At 66.4% G+C, this 18,241-nt stretch carries 15 protein-coding genes; 9 read left to right on the top strand and 6 right to left on the bottom strand.

Going from position 1 to position 18,241, the window contains the following annotated elements; all coding sequences use genetic code 11:
* Positions 1 to 15: 15 nt before the first annotated feature.
* From E8A74_RS06715 to E8A74_RS06705, 3 genes are all read right to left on the bottom strand, one after another.
* The gene (locus tag E8A74_RS06715) at positions 16 to 1,605 is read right to left on the bottom strand and encodes an NHL repeat-containing protein (protein ID WP_136928089.1); all 1,590 of its coding nucleotides are present in this window, start codon (positions 1,603 to 1,605) and stop codon (positions 16 to 18) included.
* A gap of 57 nt (positions 1,606 to 1,662) precedes the next feature.
* Complete coding sequence (locus E8A74_RS06710; protein ID WP_136928088.1) at positions 1,663 to 2,094, bottom strand: hypothetical protein; 432 nt, start codon at positions 2,092 to 2,094, stop codon at positions 1,663 to 1,665.
* 106 nt (positions 2,095 to 2,200) lie between these two features.
* A complete protein-coding gene (locus tag E8A74_RS06705; protein ID WP_136928087.1) occupies positions 2,201 to 3,163 on the bottom strand; it encodes a LysR substrate-binding domain-containing protein in 963 nt (320 codons plus the stop codon).
* 101 nt (positions 3,164 to 3,264) lie between these two features.
* Between E8A74_RS06705 and E8A74_RS06700 the strand changes: the two genes are divergently transcribed.
* On the top strand, positions 3,265 to 4,113 hold the full coding sequence (locus E8A74_RS06700; protein WP_136928086.1) for an oxidoreductase: 849 nt from the start codon (positions 3,265 to 3,267) through the stop codon (positions 4,111 to 4,113).
* A 72-nt stretch (positions 4,114 to 4,185) separates the two neighbouring features.
* Here E8A74_RS06700 and E8A74_RS06695 read toward each other — a convergent pair whose 3' ends face one another.
* On the bottom strand, positions 4,186 to 5,850 hold the full coding sequence (locus E8A74_RS06695; RefSeq protein WP_211365303.1) for a S8 family serine peptidase: 1,665 nt from the start codon (positions 5,848 to 5,850) through the stop codon (positions 4,186 to 4,188).
* Between the two features lie 470 nt (positions 5,851 to 6,320).
* Between E8A74_RS06695 and E8A74_RS06690 the strand changes: the two genes are divergently transcribed.
* From E8A74_RS06690 to E8A74_RS06655, 8 genes are all read left to right on the top strand, one after another.
* Positions 6,321 to 7,250 carry an SMI1/KNR4 family protein gene (locus E8A74_RS06690; RefSeq protein WP_136928085.1) on the top strand — a complete coding sequence of 310 codons (930 nt, stop codon included), beginning with the start codon at positions 6,321 to 6,323 and terminating at the stop codon, positions 7,248 to 7,250.
* Between the two features lie 99 nt (positions 7,251 to 7,349).
* Positions 7,350 to 8,243 carry a metallophosphoesterase family protein gene (locus tag E8A74_RS06685; protein WP_136928084.1) on the top strand — a complete coding sequence of 298 codons (894 nt, stop codon included), beginning with the start codon at positions 7,350 to 7,352 and terminating at the stop codon, positions 8,241 to 8,243.
* Between the two features lie 407 nt (positions 8,244 to 8,650).
* The gene (gene mxcK, locus E8A74_RS06680) at positions 8,651 to 9,874 is read left to right on the top strand and encodes a myxochelin export MFS transporter MxcK (RefSeq protein WP_170228907.1); all 1,224 of its coding nucleotides are present in this window, start codon (positions 8,651 to 8,653) and stop codon (positions 9,872 to 9,874) included.
* A gap of 14 nt (positions 9,875 to 9,888) precedes the next feature.
* The gene (locus E8A74_RS06675; RefSeq protein WP_232379412.1) at positions 9,889 to 11,343 is read left to right on the top strand and encodes a 3-deoxy-7-phosphoheptulonate synthase class II; all 1,455 of its coding nucleotides are present in this window, start codon (positions 9,889 to 9,891) and stop codon (positions 11,341 to 11,343) included.
* Positions 11,344 to 11,395: 52 nt separating this feature from the next.
* A complete protein-coding gene (dhbC, locus tag E8A74_RS06670; RefSeq protein WP_136928083.1) occupies positions 11,396 to 12,628 on the top strand; it encodes an isochorismate synthase DhbC in 1,233 nt (410 codons plus the stop codon).
* The gene (locus E8A74_RS06665; RefSeq protein ID WP_136928082.1) at positions 12,628 to 14,274 is read left to right on the top strand and encodes a (2,3-dihydroxybenzoyl)adenylate synthase; all 1,647 of its coding nucleotides are present in this window, start codon (positions 12,628 to 12,630) and stop codon (positions 14,272 to 14,274) included. The genes dhbC and E8A74_RS06665 overlap by 1 nt, the downstream gene beginning before the upstream one ends.
* A gap of 20 nt (positions 14,275 to 14,294) precedes the next feature.
* On the top strand, positions 14,295 to 15,227 hold the full coding sequence (locus tag E8A74_RS06660; RefSeq protein ID WP_136928081.1) for an isochorismatase family protein: 933 nt from the start codon (positions 14,295 to 14,297) through the stop codon (positions 15,225 to 15,227).
* Positions 15,211 to 15,987, top strand: coding sequence for a 2,3-dihydro-2,3-dihydroxybenzoate dehydrogenase (locus E8A74_RS06655; RefSeq protein WP_136928080.1), 777 nt, complete (start codon positions 15,211 to 15,213; stop codon positions 15,985 to 15,987). Before E8A74_RS06660 ends, E8A74_RS06655 begins: the two co-directional genes overlap by 17 nt.
* A gap of 19 nt (positions 15,988 to 16,006) precedes the next feature.
* Here E8A74_RS06655 and E8A74_RS06650 read toward each other — a convergent pair whose 3' ends face one another.
* Together E8A74_RS06650 and E8A74_RS06645 are read right to left on the bottom strand one after the other, a co-directional pair.
* Positions 16,007 to 16,900 carry a PepSY domain-containing protein gene (locus tag E8A74_RS06650; protein ID WP_232379411.1) on the bottom strand — a complete coding sequence of 298 codons (894 nt, stop codon included), beginning with the start codon at positions 16,898 to 16,900 and terminating at the stop codon, positions 16,007 to 16,009.
* A gap of 74 nt (positions 16,901 to 16,974) precedes the next feature.
* Complete coding sequence (locus E8A74_RS06645) at positions 16,975 to 18,228, bottom strand: hypothetical protein (protein WP_136928078.1); 1,254 nt, start codon at positions 18,226 to 18,228, stop codon at positions 16,975 to 16,977.
* Between the last annotated feature and the right edge of the window lie 13 nt (positions 18,229 to 18,241).

Genomic DNA, 18,241 nt, shown 5'->3' with positions numbered 1-18,241 from the left:
CCTTGATGCTGTCGATTACCGGAAAGGATAGCTACGCGCAAGGAGCGCATATTCGTGCTCGCCCCAGATCGTCTTTCCGGTGTCATGCACCTGCTCGCGCACGTCCAGGTGTTCCAGCAGCAATCGGAGGGTGCCGCGCGTATCCACGCTCGCGGCCCATACCGTGTCGTCCCCCGCGTGGCCGAAACGCTCCGCCCAGCGCTGTTCGCCCTCGGGACCGATGCTCATGACGAACCCATCCGGCGGCGGTGTACTGCCCCCGGGCTCCTCCACGCGATAAGCCTCGCTTTCGAGCACCTGATCACCGAAGCGCATGGGGCCCGTGAATGCACCGGTCGCAATCAGCCCGCCATGCCCGTCCCCGCCGAGGTGCGTGACGCGATCACGTCCTGGCCCACCAAAGCGCTGCGCCCATCGCTCGACCCCCGGCGGGGCGAGCCGTACCACGATGGCGTCCTCCCAAAATCGCCCGAGCGGTGGCCAATGACGACCTGCCAAGTGCACCGGCCCTCGAATCTTACCCCCGACCACGACGTCACCTCCGGCCAAGGGGGTGATCGCATCGAGGTCCAGCTCGACGGGATCACTATGCCAGCTCCAGCGCTCTTCGCCTCGCTTCGAGAAAGAGACGACGGCGGCGCCCACGGGGCGCTGCTCCGACGCGAGCCTCCCCGTCGCGGCGACGACGTCGCCCGTGGGCGTCAGGGCAATGCTGGCCATGCGTACGCCGGCGCCCACATACGCGCGCGCCCACACGAGCGAGCCGTCCGGTCGGAACCGTGCAAGGAGGCCGGTCCCGGTGGGCTCCTCGAATGTGACGTCGCCGATCGTCATTCGCCCCTGAAAGCCGCCCGCGACGTACGCATCGCCGGCCGGATCGACGGCGACCGCGTCGAACGAGGCGAGGACCGATGCAGGAAACGTGTGCGACCACAACACGCGCCCGCTGCTCGTGATCTTGGCGATGAATGCACTCGACGCGTCGCCCACCTGACCGAGCCATGCGACCTCCGCGGCGTCGCCTCCGGGACGCCGCGCGATACCCACGGCGATTGCGTTGCCTTCCGGATCGAATGCTACCGCACGGGCGGATGCGCCGCGGGCGTCGAGGCGAAAGACGCGGGCGCCGCGGGCGTCGAAGCGCGATAAAAAGTCGGTGTCCGCGCCGCCGACGAGCGCGTCGCCGTCGCCCGTGACAGCGAGGCCCCAGGCGCCGCTCGGATTGATCCGGGATGCGACGACGGTCGTCCCTACCGACGAGCGGTCGGCAAAACGAGCCGTTGCCGTCATCCAGAATTGATCAGGCATGAGCTCGCAGATGCCCGTGCCAGAGCACGCGCCGGCCCAGCCCACGAACGTCGAACGATCGTCGGGGACCGGCGTCAGCCGGAGCGCGATCCCTTTGCCCCAATGATCGAGGCACTCGACGCCGCAACCTTCCGGCAGCTTCTCGACGACGACACGGCCATTCCCGAGCCCGGACATTTCGACGCTCGGCTGCCAGAGCTGCGGCTCGGGTCCGTACACGAGCGCGCGCGCGTTGCAGCCCCCGAGCGCGGCGGACAACGCGGCAACGGTCGCGACCTTGCGCATTCGCTTCGTCATGGGAGCCCGACCTCGTGGGTCCTGCTTACCGCGTCTCGGCGGTGGGCTCAAGCGGCTTCAATCGAATGAAAGCTCGGAAAGCAGGTACGCGAGCGCTTCGGTCTCGTTGACGAACACGGGCGCCCGAGACTTCTCGCGCGTCATCCGCGCGGCCTGGAGCTTGCCCGTGGCGCTCGCGACAAGGACGGCCGCACGGGCGAACCCCGAAAGGAGCCGCGCGCCGGCCTCGTGGATGCGCCGCTCCATGTCGCGATCGATGACCATGGGCGCGTCCCGCGAGTCGAACAGCAGGACGAATTGGGTGCGCATGAGCGGCGGGAAGAACCGGTCGAAAAATGCGAGCACGTCGGACATGGCCCCATCGTCGAGGGGGACGTCGGTCCGGCGGATGCGCACGAGCTTGCCGCCGGCTTCTCGCATGAGCACGAACTGGCTCGACCGGAAGACCTCGCCTTCCGCGAGCTTCCCTTTGCTGGAGCTGCTCGCCATGACGAACCTTTCTATCGCATACGGAGGCGGGGCGGAGCAAGGAAAGAAGCGGCGACAATGTGCCCAGAAGCCTCCCGGGCCCGCGGAGCTGGAGCGTCCGGGGCGACTACTTGCTCCGCGACGCAGTGCTCGTGGTTTTGGTTTTGGGTGTCGCGCCCCGTACACGGGCGAGGAGGTCATCGCGCATGCTTTTCAAGGTTTCGACGAGGGCCTTCATCTTGGGTTGCTCCTGCATGCGCGCGGGAAAGTAGAGGCAGAACCCCGGACCGGGGGTCACGAAGGGCTCCAGCACGCGCTCGAGCCGGCCTTCGGCGACGGCGTCGGCGATCGCCTCGTCGGGCACGTACGCGAGCCCCGCGCCTTCGAGGGCCAGCGCGACCATGAGGCCGATGTCATTGACGACGACGGTGCCGGGAACGTCGATCGTCATCGGCTTGCCCTGCCGTTCGAGCTCCCACCGATAGACGACGCCGGTCGTGATCATGCGCTGGCGGATCGCGTGATGGCGGAGCAGCTCCTCGGGTTTGCGCGGTCGCCCCGCCCGCGCGAGGTAGCTCGGCGCGCCGACGATCGACCACGCGGAGTGCTTCGTGATGGGGACACGCACCATGTCCTTCTCGATCGCGTTTCCGAGCCGGATTCCCGCGTCGAAGCCGGACGCCACGAGGTCGATGAAGGCGTCATCGAGGCAAATCTCGATGGAGAGCTCCGGATAGAGCTCACCCATTCGCGTGACGAGCGGCGGGAGCAGCCAAGCTCCGCTCGCGCGCGGCGCCGTGATGCGCAGCCGCCCCGACGGGCGACCGCGGTAATCGCCGAGCGCGGCGAGCGCGTCCTCGACTTCCGTGAGCGCGGGCTTCAGGCGCGCGAAGAGGTTCGCCCCCGCCTCGGTCAGCGAGACACGCCTCGTCGTGCGCTGGAAAAGCACGACGCCGAGGCGTTGCTCGAGCAGCTTGATCTTCTGGCTCATCGCCGTCGGCGACACCCCCATGCCGGCGGCGGCCGCCGTGAAGCTCTTGTGGTTCGCCACCGCGAGGAACGCAGCGAGCCCGTCGAATGTGCCATCCATGGGCGGATTATGAACCAGGACTTCATGACCCATCAACCGTTGGCCTGATTTTCTTCACGATCGATCGGCGCTAGGTTCCTCCTCGTCGAAAGGAGCTCATCATGGAAACGAAGCAAACGAAGCGGGTCTGGTTCATCACGGGGGCGTCGCGAGGGCTCGGCGCGGAGATCACGAGCGCCGCGCTGGCAGCGGGGGACTACGTCGTCGCGACCGCGCGTGATCCGAAGCGCATCGCCGAGCGCTTCGGGGACGCGGAGGGCCTCTTGCCCGTCGCGCTCGACGTGACGAGCGAGAGCTCGGCCGCGGCTGCGGTCGAGGCGGCGCTCGCGCGCTTCGGCAGGATCGACGTGCTCGTGAACAACGCGGGCTACGGCCTGATCGGCGCGGTCGAGGAGACGTCCGGCGAGGATGTGCGGCGGCTCTACGAGACGAACGTCTTCGGGCTCCTGGCGGTCACGCGCGCCGTGCTCCCGGTGCTCAGGAAACAGCGATCGGGGCACATTCTCAATCTGTCGTCGGTCGGCGGCTACCGGTCCGCGCCCGGATTCGGCGTCTATTGCTCCACGAAGTTCGCCGTCGAAGGAATCTCGGAAGCGCTGCACGTCGAACTCGCGCCTCTCGGGATCGCCGTCACGATCGTGGAGCCTGGGTACTTCCGAACCGAGTTCCTGGAGGCGAAGTCGGTGGTCGAATCGAATGCCGTCATCGCCGATTACGCCGAGACGGCGGGCAAGGTTCGTACGGTCGCCAAATCGGTGAGCCTTCAGCAGCCTGGCGATCCGACGCGTCTCGCGCGCGTGGTGGTCGAGCTCTCCCGCGCGGACAATCCCCCGCTCCGGCTGCCGCTCGGCAGTGACACCGTCGCGGCCATCGAGGCGAAAAACGCCCTCGTGTCGAAGGAGCTCGACGCGTGGCGCGCCGTCGCGATTTCGACCGATTTCCCGCGCTGAGTCGAATGCCGCCGCGCCGGGGGGGCGAGAGCGTGCCGCGTTGGTGACGGCGAACCGCGCGGCGAACCGTCTTCATTTGCAGACTTGCTTGCCATTCTGGCAGGTGCCCGAGCAGCACGCCGCGTCGTCCGAGCAGCTCTCGCCGGCGGTCCTGCAGGTGTCGACGCTGCTGCTTTCCTCGATGCTGTCGCTTCCAGCGACGTTGCTGATACCCAACAGGGCGTTGAGCGCGGCCTTCGCCTGCACGAGGCCATATCCGAACGACGAATCGCGGCCGGCAGCCCCGAGGTCCAGCGCCGTCGAGTCGATCGCATTGCGGATCGCAGCGTTCGTCGCCGTCGGCTTCTGGCTCCAGAGGAGCGCCGCGACGGCCGAGACGTGCGGCGTCGCCATCGACGTGCCATTCCACCACTCGTACCCGCCACCCGGCACGAGCCGGGCCGTGTTCAGCGTGACGCTCGCGCCCATCGACTTCGCGATGAGGTCCTGGCCGTCCTCCATTCGCAGGCTGATGGCCGGGATTGTGCTCGTGACGCCCGTGCCGAGCGTGCCCGAGAAGAAGCCGGCGGTGTTGTTGTAGATGATCGCGCCGACGCCGCCTCCGCTCCGCACATTGTCGACCTTGGCCGCGAGGCCTGTCACGCCGCGCTGGCAAAGGACGATCTTGCCCTCCCAGGCACCGACGTTGTCGCACAGGCCGCCATGGACGAGCGCGCCGGTGACGGTCTTTTGCGCCGCGCCTTCGATGAGCCCGCCCGAATCGACGTTCGAGCCCACCGCGACGCTCGGGGTCGCCCACGGAACGGTCGAGAGGACCTCCACGCCCGGCGCGGCGATCTCGACGTCGGCATTGCGCTGCGAGAAGCCGGCGAGCGCCTTGTTCCTGTCGATGGCCGCCACCGACATGACCGAAGCATATCCGGCCGGATAAGTCGTCGACGTATTGCCTGCATTGCCTGCGGCCGCGATCGAGAGGATGCCGTCGTTGTAGGCGGCCTGGAAGGCGAGGTCTTCGAAGAAGCTCTTTACCGTGCCGCCGAGGCTCATGCTGACGACCTTCGCCCCGGCCGCCCTGCACCTGCCGAGCGCGTTGATGATGGACGACGAATACGCCCATGAGCAATTGTTGCCGAAGACGCGCACGATATAGAGCGATACGTTGCCGGGTGCGACGCCGACGACGCCCTGCGTGTCGTTCGCGGCGGCGATCGTGCCGGCGACGTGCGTGCCGTGGCCGCAGCCGTCCTCGTTCCAGGGCAGGTTTCCATTGTAACCCGAGACGGGCACGCCCTGAAGATCGGGGTGTCCGGTATAAATACCGGAATCGATGATGCAGATCTTCGTGCGACCGTCGTCCAGGCTCGCCAAGGCCGGATCCGACGCTTGCACCATCGCGATGCCATAAGGCGGCCATTGCGTGAGGAGCTCACGTCGCGGGTCGACCTCGACGTACTCGATGTTTGGGTTCTTTGCGAGGGCTTGAACGGCCGCGTCGGGGAGCTTGGCGGCGATGACGCCGTGCTCGGGGAGCTCGAGCTCGAGCTTCCCGCCCGCAGCCGCGAGCACGCTGCTGCGTTTTGAAAAATCCTTGAACTTGAGGATGTACCGCCCATCCGGGGAGAGGGCGGCCGGGGCGGTCCCGACGTCTTCCGCGTGATCGTCCGTGCCGGTGCCGCAGGCCGCGAGGGCCGACGAAACGAGCACGAGAATGAATCGATGTCCAAGCCTCTGCATCATATCGGTTCCTTCCCGGATGGACGAGCGCCCGACGTCCCGATCGATTCACGATCGACGACGCGCACGCCGAAGCCGCCCCCCCAGCGCCGGGGACTTTGCTCCGCGAATGAGGTTGTTGCAAAGATCCCATTTTCCGAGAATGGCGACCGTCGTCGTGTTTTACGGGGTACCCAGCCTCGCGTCCCCAGCGATGGGCCGAGCGCGTGCGGGACGATTCAGACGAGGGTCCGCACTTCCCGCAAGGGAGTGGCAGCAACCCCGAGGAGCCATGGCGGACGTGGGAGGACGGAGGCGGTGCGTTACGTGGAGTTCGTCATGGCATCCGCCACGAGCGGCAGGTACGTACGTTCTGCGCGGAGTCATCCAGGAGGAGCGCGGTGAGCGTGTCTCGGACCTCATCAGCGAGCGCGCACACGTGCCAGGGCGGCAGGGCTTGCTTGCACGTGCGCGGTTTTGCTACGCATCGGCCCATGACACCGGAAGAGTTGCTGGCCGAGGCTTTCGAGCGGATCAAGGCATGGATGGCGAACCATGGGGCGGAGCTTTTGGTCCAGAACCTCGCGCCCGGCGCGAGCGCGGAACGATTGAGGGACGCCGAGGCGGAGCTCGGGTTTTCGCTGGGGCGTGATCTGCGTGCGTTGTGGTCGCTCCACGATGGACAACACGAGGAGATGAACGGTTTCGTCGGAGCTTTCGACCTCTTCACGATCGAAGGAGCGCTCTCTGGAAGGGACACCGTCATGTATGCGCTCGCGTTTCTGCGCGAGAACCCTCGGACCGTGCCGGAATCGGGGCTCACGCAGGACGAGCTCTTTTCGGATGCTTGGCTTCCTTTTGCCGGCCGCGACGCCGATGGGCTCGCCGTGAACACGGTGAGCGGGCGCGTGTTCGAGATTCTCCACGATGATTCGCCTCCCCTTCGCATGCACGCGGCTTCACTCGTGGCTTGGGCGACCGCGTACGCGTCTCGCGTCGTCGCGGATGACTACCGCGTGGAGGAAGGATTCGGCGACTATTATCTCGAGCTTCGCGACCGAAAAGCAGAGCGCAGACAGGAGGAGCGGAGTCGATTCGAACGGGAAGAACGGCAGCGCAAGGCGAAGATGTCGGTGAAAGAGCTTCTGGGGGAGGCTGTCTCGCGAAACAGAGAAGACGCGGCGCAGGAGGTTTTGGAGCGAGCGGAGCAGACGTCGCAGGCGGCGCTCGCCGAAGCCGTCGCGTTGCTGTTCGCCACGGGCGCGTCGCCGGCGTTCCTCGCAGGCACGTTGCGCCCCAGGTTGAACCGGCTCACGTTGTCCGCGGCGAAGTGGAAAATCGTTGCAGAGGGCGGCGCTCGCATGGACAACAACGCCATCCGCGACATTGCCCTCGCGCGAAGCCGGACCGCCGCTTCGAGCTGATTTTCTCGACCCTGGTCGCGCCGAGTCATCGGCTGCATCCTACCCTGCGACGCTCGAGGGGCATTGACAGGATATGATAAATTGCCTTACCAACATGGGATGAATCACCTCAACATCGCGATCCTGGGCGACACCCACGGCCACCTGACGCTCGCCTACCGCGTGTTGAAGCGCTGGCAGGAGGAGGAAGCGCAGCGGATCGATCTGATCTTGCAGGTCGGAGATTTCGGGGCCTTTCCCCCACCCTATCGATTGGACAAGGCCACCAAGCGCTTTGCGAAGAGTGATCCGGACGAGCTGGGCTTCACCGCATACTTTCACGGTGAGCCCGAGGCCGAGGAGATCTTGGACCCCGGCGCGTCGGAGCATCGCAGGATCGACGCCGACATGATTTTCATCCGCGGCAATCACGAGGATTTTTCATACCTGTGCGAGCTGGAGGGCACGGACGAGGGGCCGGTGCCCGTGGATGCTTTCGGGAGAATTCATTACCTCAAGAGCGGTGTGCCATTCACGTACGAGAAGAGCGGGCATTCGTTACGGATCGCAGGTCTGGGAGGGATCGCGGACGAGGACGGAAACCCTGTCAAGACGGACGGCGGGGAGTGCTACACGAAGCAAGACATCAAGCGGCTCCTCGCCTTGAAAGAGAGGCTCGATGTCTTCTTGTCGCATGAACCGCCGCTGGACGCGGCGGTCGCCATCCACCCCAAGTATGCGGGCGCCGGGTCCCCAGCCGTTCGGGAATTCATCCAGAACTTTCAGCCGGCGTATCATTTCTGCGGGCACTACCATGAAGAAGGCCAGGAGATCTCGTTCTGCCCGACCACCAAGAGCTACCACTTGAACGCGGTGGGCTTCTGGCGCCCGCACCGGTTGAACCGAGGGTGTATCGGTATCCTGCAATGGCAGGGGGACCACGCGCTCGGAATGACGTTTTTGGACGCTTCCTGGCTCAAAGAGTACACGAAGAGCACCTATCGATACCTTTGAGCGCCGATCGCTCTTGCCTCGAAGCGTCTATCGAGGTCCGCACGTCATCGCTCTCGGATACGAACCACGTGGCCAGCGCCACGTGACCGCCGTCTTCGCCCTCATTTCCATGTCGTACGGGACGAGCGCGCTGCCCAAGCCCCGTTTGCGCCACGCCTCGCGGACGCTTGCAGGTGCGGATTCTGTGGTCTGGAACACGTGTTGTTTGATAATATTCCATCCTTATCGCAAAATTCCACCTCGGGGCCCGAAATCTCGTCGCGGGCAACACCGTTGCCTTGACAATTGATAATGGTTCTCATTATCATTTTCAGCAAGATCGCAGGTCGTATGCGGTTGTAGGTAGGGTCACGTTGCCCCGCCCGCGCTGCGTCGGCTCGCCCTCCGGCGCCTCCTGGAGTCTTTTCGTGGCCGATTCCCCCATAACAAAGCATGAGCGACATCTGCTTTGGCTGCTGGCTGCCGTGCAGTTCACGCACACGCTTGATTTCATGATCCTGATGCCGCTCGGGCCGGAGCTCATCCAGCGTTTCGGCATCTCGGCGGCGGGCTTCGGGGCGATGGTGTCGGCCTACACGCTGGCCTCGGCGATCATGGGCCTTCTCGGCGTGCTCTGGCTGGATCGGTGGGATCGCAAGCACGCATTTTTGCTTCTTTATGTGGGGTTCGTTGCGGCCACGATTTCGTGCGGTATCGCGCCCAGCGCGACGTGGCTGCTCTTTTCGAGGACATTGGCGGGCGCGTGCGCAGGCCTGATGAGCGCCGTCGTCATGGCCATTCTCGCCGATTGTGTGCCGGCCGAGCGCCGCGGTCGCGCCATTGGCACCGTGATGTCGTCCTACGGCCTCTCGGCGGTGGGCGGCGTGCCGCTGGGGCTCTCGATCGCCAGTCAATGGGGCTGGCGCGCGCCCTTCTGGGCCATCAGCGCGCTCGCCGGCGTCCTGTGGCTCCTCGCCTGGCGAATCCTACCCCGCGTCGATCGTCACCTCGCCACGGCGCGCGAAAAGGGCACGAGCGATGACGCTCCGACCCTCTGGGCGCCAGGGCTTGCGCTGGGCTGGGGGCTCACGTTCAGCGTGGTCTTTGCGGGCTTTTTGCTGATTCCGTACCTCAGCACGTTCATGGTCGGTAATCTCGGGCTTCGTCTCTCGGACCTGTCCTGGGTGTATCTATGCGGCGGCGCGGCCACGCTCTTCAGCTCGCGCTGGATTGGCCACCTCGTCGACCGTCACGGCCCGCCCCGGGTGCTGGGCACGTTGCTCGTCGCCACGTGGTGTCCCTTTCTCCTGTTCACGCACCTGACGCCCTCGCCGAAGGCCATTGTGGCCGCTGTCTTCGTCCTTTTCATGACGTTGACTTCGGGACGGGCCATTCCGACGATCGCGCTCATCACGTCGCGTGTCCCGCCCGCGCTGCGCGGGCGTTACCTCGCGGTCAACATGGCGGCGAGTGACGGCGCCTCCGGCCTCGCCGCGTGGATGAGTGGTCTTTTTCTCACCACGACGCCGGACGGGGCGCTGGTCGGCTTTGGCCACATGGGTTTTCTCGCGGTGAGCGTCTCGCTCCTCGCGCTTTGCATTCTCTGGGTGCTCGGGCGCAGCCCCGTTCCACAGCGCGCCGCGCACACCTGATCCGGAAGTCTTCGATGATGCACGAAATCGCCATGGGCACGCCGGCGAGGATCTCCTCCGACAACGAGGTCGCCGAGCCTCTGCCCGGGGAGCGCCCGCTCGCGCGCACGCGCCCCTCTTCACGCGTGGGCGGCTGGAGCCCGACGTCCTGGAAAGCAAAGCCCGACCCGCAAGCGATACGGTACGACGACCCCGTCGCGGTCGAGCGCGTGGTAGCTCGGATTGAGGCGCTGCCACCGCTCGTGAGCTCGTGGGAGGTGGAGCGATTGCGATCGCTCATCGCGGATGCCCAACTCGGCCGGCGTTTCCTGCTCCAGGGCGGCGATTGCGCCGAGACGACGCGTGATTGTCGCGCGGATACGATCGTCAACAAGCTCGAGATTCTGCTCAAGATGTCGCTCGTGCTCATCGTCGGCGGCCGGAAGCCCGTGGTGCGCGTGGGGCGTTTCGCCGGGCAATACGCCAAGCCGCGCTCGCGGCCGACCGAGGTCCGCGGCGGGGTCGAGCTGCCGAGTTATTTCGGCGATCTCGTGAACGGGCCCGAATTCACGCCCGAGGCGCGGCGCCCGGATCCGGAGCGGATGCTCTCTTGTTACCAGCACTCCGCGATGACGCTCAATTTCGTGCGGTCATTCTCGGCCGGCGGGCTCTCGGATCTCAAGCACCCGGAGTGCTGGGACCTCTCGTTCTCCGAGCGCGAGGACCTGCCCTTGTCCGTGCGCGAGAGCTTCCAGGCGACGACGCGGCAGCTCGGCGACGCGCTCCGATGCATGGACGCGCTCGGCGGTGCGGGAAATGAGCTCTCCCGCATCGAGTTCTTCACGTCCCACGAGGGGCTCAACCTCCATTACGAGTCCGCGCAGACCCGCGCCGCGCCGTCCCGGGACGAGCATTACGATCTGACGACGCACATGCCGTGGCTCGGCGAGCGCACGCGGGCGCTCGACGGCGCGCACGTCGAGTTCCTCCGCGGCATCAGCAATCCGATCGGCATCAAGCTCGGGCCGACCGTCTCGCCGGTCGATGTCCTGCGCCTGCTCGACACGCTGAACCCGCGCGAGATCCCCGGGCGCATCGTGCTCATCACGCGCATGGGTGCGGACCGCGTCGAGGATACGTTGCCGCCTTTGCTCGAGGTCGTGAAGCGCGCGGGCCGGCGTGTGCTCTGGATCTGCGATCCCATGCACGGCAATACGATCACCACGAGCTCGGGCATCAAGACCCGCGAGTTCGGGTCGATCATGCGCGAGATCGAGCAGACCTACGACGCGCACGACGCCTGCGGAACGCACCTCGGCGGCGTCCATTTCGAGCTCACCGGGGACGACGTCACCGAATGCATCGGCGGCGGCGTGCGCGAGGAGGACCTCTCGCGTGCCTACGAGACCCTCTGCGATCCACGATTGAACCAGGCGCAAGCGCTGGAACTCTCGTATTGCATCGCGCGCCGCATGCGGGCGAGCCTGTAACCCGCGCATTTTTGATCATGACCCCGTCCAAGATTGCAAGGAGAGTCGATTCATGACATCGATTCCGGCGTCCGAAGCCGCCGTTGCCTCGGCGCGCAGCGGTACAGAGCTCCTCGGAGCGTACGACCTCGAATCGTCGTTCTACTTTTCGTCGAAGGTCCGCACGATCCTCGGGCAGGGCGTGGGAGAGATCATCGCACGGTCCGGCTCGGCGCCCGCAGAAGCGTTTGCGGAGCGCGTCGCCACGGTGCTCGCGGGGCTCGAGAGGGCCGGGCACGACCGTCCCATGGCGGTCGGCGCGCTCCCCTTCGCGGCCAATTCCCCCGCTCACCTCTTCGTGCCGACAGCCATCCGGGTCGGCGGGCCCGTGGACGCGGCGTCGATATCGCCGCGCCCTTCGCCGCCGGCTTCCGTGGAGGGGATGCGTATGTCGCCCGAGCGGGACGTGTATCTGCGCGGGGTCGAGCGCGCCCTCGATGCGATACGCGACGACGAGCTGTCGAAGGTGGTCCTTTCCCGGATGCTGGAGCTGCGTTTGTCGCAGCCGGTCGAACTTCACGCGCTGCTCGAGCGGTTGTCGAAGCGAAACGCAAGTGGGTATACGTTCGCGGTCCGGCTCCCCGAGGGGCGCAGCTCGGGCACAACGTATCCGCGAACCTTGATCGGAGCGAGCCCGGAGCTTTTGGTGTCGCGATCCGGAAACACCGTATTCGCCAATCCGCTGGCCGGGTCCGCGCCGCGGAGCCCGGATCCCGAGGAGGATCAACGGCGGGCGAACGCGCTGCTCGCCTCCGAGAAGGATCGGCGCGAGCACGCGGTCGTCATCGAAGCCATCGCGGCCGCGCTTCAGCCGTTCTGCCAGAGTTTGTCCGTCCCGTCGTGCCCGTCGCTCGTGCACACGGAGGCCATGTGGCACCTCGCGACGCCGATCAAGGGCGAGCTCGCGGATCTTTCGACCTCGTCGCTGCAGCTCGCCATGGCCCTGCACCCGACGCCTGCCGTGTGTGGATATCCGACGGCGCGCGCGCGCGCCGCCATCGAGGCGCTCGAGCCCTTCGATCGAGGCTTGTTCACGGGCCTCGTGGGGTATTGTGACGCGTCAGGCGACGGAGAATGGGCGGTGACCATTCGCTGCGCCGATATCAGCAGGGACATGATTCGGCTGTACGCCGGGGCCGGCCTCGTCGCTGGATCGGTGCCCGAGCGCGAGCGCGCCGAGATTTCGGCCAAGATGCGCACCGTTCTGACCGCGCTCGGCCTGGGTTCCTTGCCGGAGGACCTCTGATGCGCGTCGATGCAGTCCCCGAGACGCAGCCGTTCGAGGGGTTCACGCCGTGGCCTGCCGATTTCGCCGAGCGGTACCGGGAAGCCGGCTACTGGCTCGGAGAGACGTTCGGGGAATGGCTCCACGCGCGGGCCGAACGGTTCGGCGATCGGATCGCGCTCGTCGGCGAAAAGCGCCGTTTGAGTTATCGCGAGCTCGACGCGCGCGCCTCGCAGCTTGCCGCGGGATTCCTCGGCCTGGGCATCCGCCCGCGGGATCGCGTCGTGGTGCAGCTCCCGAACGTCGTGGAGTTTTTCGAGGTCTGCTTCGCCTTGTTCCGGCTCGGCGCGCTTCCCGTGCTCGCCCTGCCTGCACATCGACGGTCCGAGATTTCGTACTTTTGCCAATTCACGGAGGCCGTCGCGTACGTCATCGCCGACAAGGACGGGGGATTCGATTACCGCACGCTCGCTGCGGAGATCCGGGCCGAGGCGCCGACCGTGAAGCACGTCCTCGTCGCCGGCGAACCGGGGGCGTTCACCGCGCTGGAGAGACTGTACGGCGAGAGCGCGGCGCTCCCGGAGACCATGCCCGGAGACGTCGCATTTTTTCAGCTCTCGGGCGGCAGCACCGGGGTGCCCAAGCTGATCCCCCGAACGCACGACGATTACCTCTACAGCGTCCGTGCGAGCGCGGAGATCTGCGCGCTCGATGCAGACAGCGTTTATCTCGCGGCATTGCCCGCGGCGCACAACTTCACGCTGAGTTCGCCCGGGAGCCTGGGCGTGCTCGATGCGGGAGGCCGCGTCGTCCTCAGCCGGCGCCCGAGCCCGGACGAGGCCTTCCTCTGGATTGAAAAAGAGCGCGTCACGGTGACCTCCGTCGTGCCGCCTCTCTGCGCGGTCTGGCTCGAGGCCGCGCGCAATACACGGCACGATCTTTCGAGCCTCCGCTTGTTGCAAGTGGGCGGCTCCAAGCTGAGCGCGGAAGTCGCGCGCCGCGTGCGAGGCACCTTCGGCTGCACCTTGCAGCAGGTGTTCGGAATGGCCGAGGGGCTCGTCAACTACACCCGTTTCGATGACCCCGAGGACGTCATCATCGAGACCCAAGGTCGGCCCATTTCCCGGGACGACGAGGTCCGGGTCGTCGACGACGACGACCGTGACGTCGAGGTCGGGGAGGTGGGGCACCTGCTCACGCGGGGCCCGTATACGATCCGTGGGTACTACAAGGCCACTGCCCACAACGAGAAGGCATTCACGCGCGACGGGTTTTATCGCACGGGGGACCTCGTGCGGCGAACGCCTTCGGGTCATCTCGTCGTGGAGGGGCGGGCGAAGGATCAGATCAACCGCGGCGGCGAGAAGATCGCGGCCGAAGAGATCGAGAATCACGTCCTCGCCCATCCGGCGGTGCGCGACGCGGCGCTCGTCGCCATGCCCGATGCATTTCTCGGCGAACGCTCGTGCGTGTTTGTCGTGGCGCGTGAACAGCCGCCCGCGGCGCGTGAGGTCACCGCATTCCTGCGGGCGCGTGGCCTCGCGTCCTACAAGATCCCCGACCGCATCGAGTTCATCGATGACCTTCCCAAGACGAGCGTGGGGAAGGTGGACAAAAAGGCGCTCCGCCGATGGATCGCTGACAAGATCGCCCCGAAGGGGCAGTGACGATTCGGAGAACATCGACCATGGGAATCCCCAGCATCCAGCCGTATTTCATGCCGCGGAAGGAAGAGCTCCCGAAGAACCGGATGTCGTGGACGCTGGACCGGGACCGCGCCGTCCTCCTCATCCACGACATGCAGCAGTATTTCATCGATTATTATGACACCCAGGCTTCGCCGGTCGTCGAGCTGCTGGAGAACATCCGGCAGGTGCGCGAGCGGTGCCGGGCGCTCGGGATCCCGGTCGTGTATACGATGCAGCCGTCGGAGCAGACGGCCGAGGAGCGTGGTCTCCTCCTGGATTTCTGGGGGCCCGGGCTGACGGCGCACCCGCACAAGCACCCCATCGTGAACGTGCTCTCGCCGGAGGACAAGGACACGGTCCTCAAGAAATGGCGCTACAGCGCATTCCAGCGCACGCAGCTCCTCGACCTCATGCGTGGATGGCGTCGTGATCAGCTCATCATTTGTGGCGTGTACGCGCACATCGGGTGCATGTTGACCGCAGGCGAGGCTTTCATGAACGACGTGCAGCCGTTTTTCGTGGCCGACGCGACGTCCGATTTTACGCGAAACTGGCACGAGATGGCCATGACCTATGTGGCGCAGCGGTGCGGCATCGTGCTCTCGACCCGCGACGTGATGGATGCGTTCGAGGAGGGCTCGCCGGAGGAGGCGCCATTCGACCTCGAGCGCCTGCGCAGCGAGATCGCGGAGCTTTTGGAGCGGCCCACCTCCGAGATCCTGGACGGCGATTCTCTCCTCGACCTGGGCCTCGATTCCATCCGCCTCATGACGCTCGTCGAGCGGCTCCGGAATGCAGGCATCGAGATTTCGTTTGTGGAGCTCGCCGAGCGAGCGACCCTCGAAGAGTGGTGGGACATGCTCTCGCCGCGATTGCAGCACGCTCGCTGGCCCCGACCGGAAGGGCAGGAGGCGCATGGCGTTCACGGGTAAAACCGCGCTTGTGACGGGCGCTGCGCAGGGCATCGGGGAGGCGGTCGTGCGAGCGCTCGCCGCCCGCGGCGCACGGGTGGCCGCGGTGGATTCGAACGCGAAGCGCCTTGGTGAGGTGGTCGCCGAAATGCAGGCGAGCGGCCAGCGCGTCGAGCCGTTTTCCGCGGACGTCACGAACAGCGAGGCGGTCGACGCGACGGTGGACCGGATCGAGCGTGAGCACGGCCCCATCGATTTCCTCGTCAATGTCGCGGGCGTGCTGCATGTGGGTCCCATCGAAGCGCTGCGCGACGAGGATTGGGAGCGGACCTTCGCAGTCAATGCTCGGGGGGTATTCTACCTGTGCCGGGCCGTGGCTCGGCACATGGTGCCGCGCCGCTCCGGGGCCATCGTGACGGTCGGATCCAACGCTGCGCGGACGCCGCGCATGCACATGTCCGCGTATGCGGCGTCGAAGGCCGCGGTCGCCATGTTTACCCAATGCCTCGGGCTCGAGCTCGCGAAGCACGGCATCCGATGCAACGTGGTCTCACCAGGATCGACGGATACGCCGATGCAGCGATCGTTGTGGAAGGACGGGAGCGGGGCGCAGGCCGTGATCGACGGCGCGCCCGCGGCGTTCAAGGTGGGGATTCCCCTGCAAAGGATCGCCGAGCCCGCCGACGTCGCGGACGCGGTGTTGTTTCTGCTCTCGGATCAGGCACGGCATATCACCATGCACGATCTCTGCATCGACGGCGGCGCCACGCTGGGGGTGTGACGCCGCCGTCGCGCCGTGCTCAGGGGCCGTCGCCCCGCACATTGCCGAATTGAATCTCCGAGGCCGTCCCGCGCATGACGAGCGCCGCGGCAGCAATGGCGACCGTGATCGCGAGCGCGCCGAGGACCCGCGTGGGCTTCATCTGCCACCACATCGCGAGGCCGCTGAGCGCCCACACGATGAGCGTGATGCCGGTGATGTCCGCGAAGAGCGCGAAGAACCAGGCCATGTCCCCGTGAATGGGGAAATGGTGCGTGGTGTGGAGCTTCTCGAGGAGCTCGACGAAGCGGAGCTGGCCCGGGCCGGCCGGCCGGCCGTCGACGCGGCCCGTGCTGAGGTCGTACACGATGTTCCACGTGCGGGCATTGGCATCACGTACGCGAAAACGTAGCTCGGGGTGGGCCTTCGGATGCGCCCGCAAAGGTGCCTCCGCGTCGATGCCCAGCTTCGGCAGGAGCTCTTTCACCTGCTCCTGCACCGCCGCCATTTTGTATCCGGGCAGATCGACCGTGGCGCCGGCGAAGGGGGGAGGATCGGATTTCGGCTCTGGGGCATGGGTGGAGACCGTCGCGCCGCCGCCGTCGAGGCTGACGATAAGCACGTGGCGCCCTCCGCTCCGGGCCGGCGTCGCGAGGAGCGGCCAGCCCGAGAAGGAGCGCGGGGCGCCCGAATCGAGCACGTAACCCCCCGGGGATCCGGCATTGAGCTGCGCGACGACCTTCTGCGCGATGTCTTCCGGATCCCAGGGTTTCATTCCGGTGAGCGTGGCGAGCTCCGCCGCGGAGAGGTCCCGCTGCTCGATGTCGCGCCCGATCTCGGGATGGTTGAAGAGCGCGCCGCTCATCCCGAAGAGGAGCACCCACGGAAACACGAGCAGGCCGAGATACATGTGGAGGCGCCGAATGAATTTCATGACGGCGCCATACCCTCGGCGGCGAGGGGTCTCGGTCCGCGGCGGAGGGGCCTCTTTCGCGGATTGCGGAGGTGTCATCGGGTCTTCAGGCCCGAGAAGACGAGGCCGGGCGTGCTCAGCGCGATTTCCCCCGGGCCCTTCGCGCCGAGTTCGAGGAGCTTCGTGGAGTCCTGGCCCTGGAAGAGCGAGACGAAGCTCCGGTCACCGAACTGCAGCGGAATGACGCTCCCATTGTTGGGGGCGGCGTCGAGCACCTCGGCCGTCGGGGTGTCGCCGAGCGTGACGGTCGCCCATTTCCAGGCCGAGGCGCTCGCGAGGACGCGCGGGTGCGTGTCCGGCATGATCGGGAAAACGCTCTCGTCGAGCACCCGCAAGAAGGCCTCGTTGCCCGGGCCGCGGATCAGCGAGCCGGCGGTTTGTCCGCCAAAGAGCGTGTTGAGTTCGACGTGGAACGCGGCGTCGAACGTCTTCGTCGTCGGGTCGAATCGGAGCATGCAGGGCGGCGCGGCATTGGCCTCGTTCAACCGGTGCACGGCCGAGCCGTAGGCCTCCGTGGCGAGATAGATCTTGCCGTCGGGCCCTTCGATGCCATCACGCACGTAGCCGCAGCGGTCGTCCGTGACGACCGTCGCCTGGTCCGTCTTGCCATTCACGACGACGACCGCCGACCGGCTCGGGACCTCCGGTCCCTTTCGGTACGCGGCGAACGTGATGACATCGTCGCCCAGGCGCAGCGGCGCAGCCGTGAACGTCAACGTGGTATCCGCGATGACGAGCTCATTGAGCTTGATGTCCCCGGTGATCGTCATGTCCTTCGGATTCCAGACGATGACCTGGGCCGTGGCGCCGTCGAAGAAATACGCCTTCGTCTCGGAGACGAACTGGAATTGCCCGTGGTACTCGCCGATCGTGGCGATTCCCTTGCCCTGGAAGCTCATGGTGGTGCCCGCGCGCAACGTGCCGTCCGCCTGGAGGTCGTAACGCGTCACGATCGGGCCGGCGTCGCCCACGATGAACACGGCGCCTCCGTCCTCGGGCCCGACACCGAGAGCGCGGCCCGCGATTTCGACGCCATTGTCGAGCGTGAGCGTGGCGTCGCCCCCGAGCTTGTCGGTCACGAGGATATAGCTCGTGTTGTCCCCGCCGTTGGCGCCGAAGACCTGGGTCGTGAGGGCATACAGGGGGCCGGTCGCGGAGCCGCCCCCGCCCCCCTGACCGCCGGTACCGCCAGAGCCGCCGGTGCCGCCGGTGCCGTCGCCGTCACCGTCGCTGCAGGCGGCGAGCGCAGGAAACGCAAGGGTGATCAGAAGCGCCGTCATTTTTTTCATGGATGTATCTCCT

This window comes from Polyangium fumosum (assembly GCF_005144585.1).
GTDB classification, from domain to species: Bacteria; Myxococcota_A; Polyangia; order Polyangiales; family Polyangiaceae; genus Polyangium; species Polyangium fumosum.
Note: the sequence above shows the minus strand (reverse complement) of the source record. Positions and strands in the feature narration are given on the sequence as shown.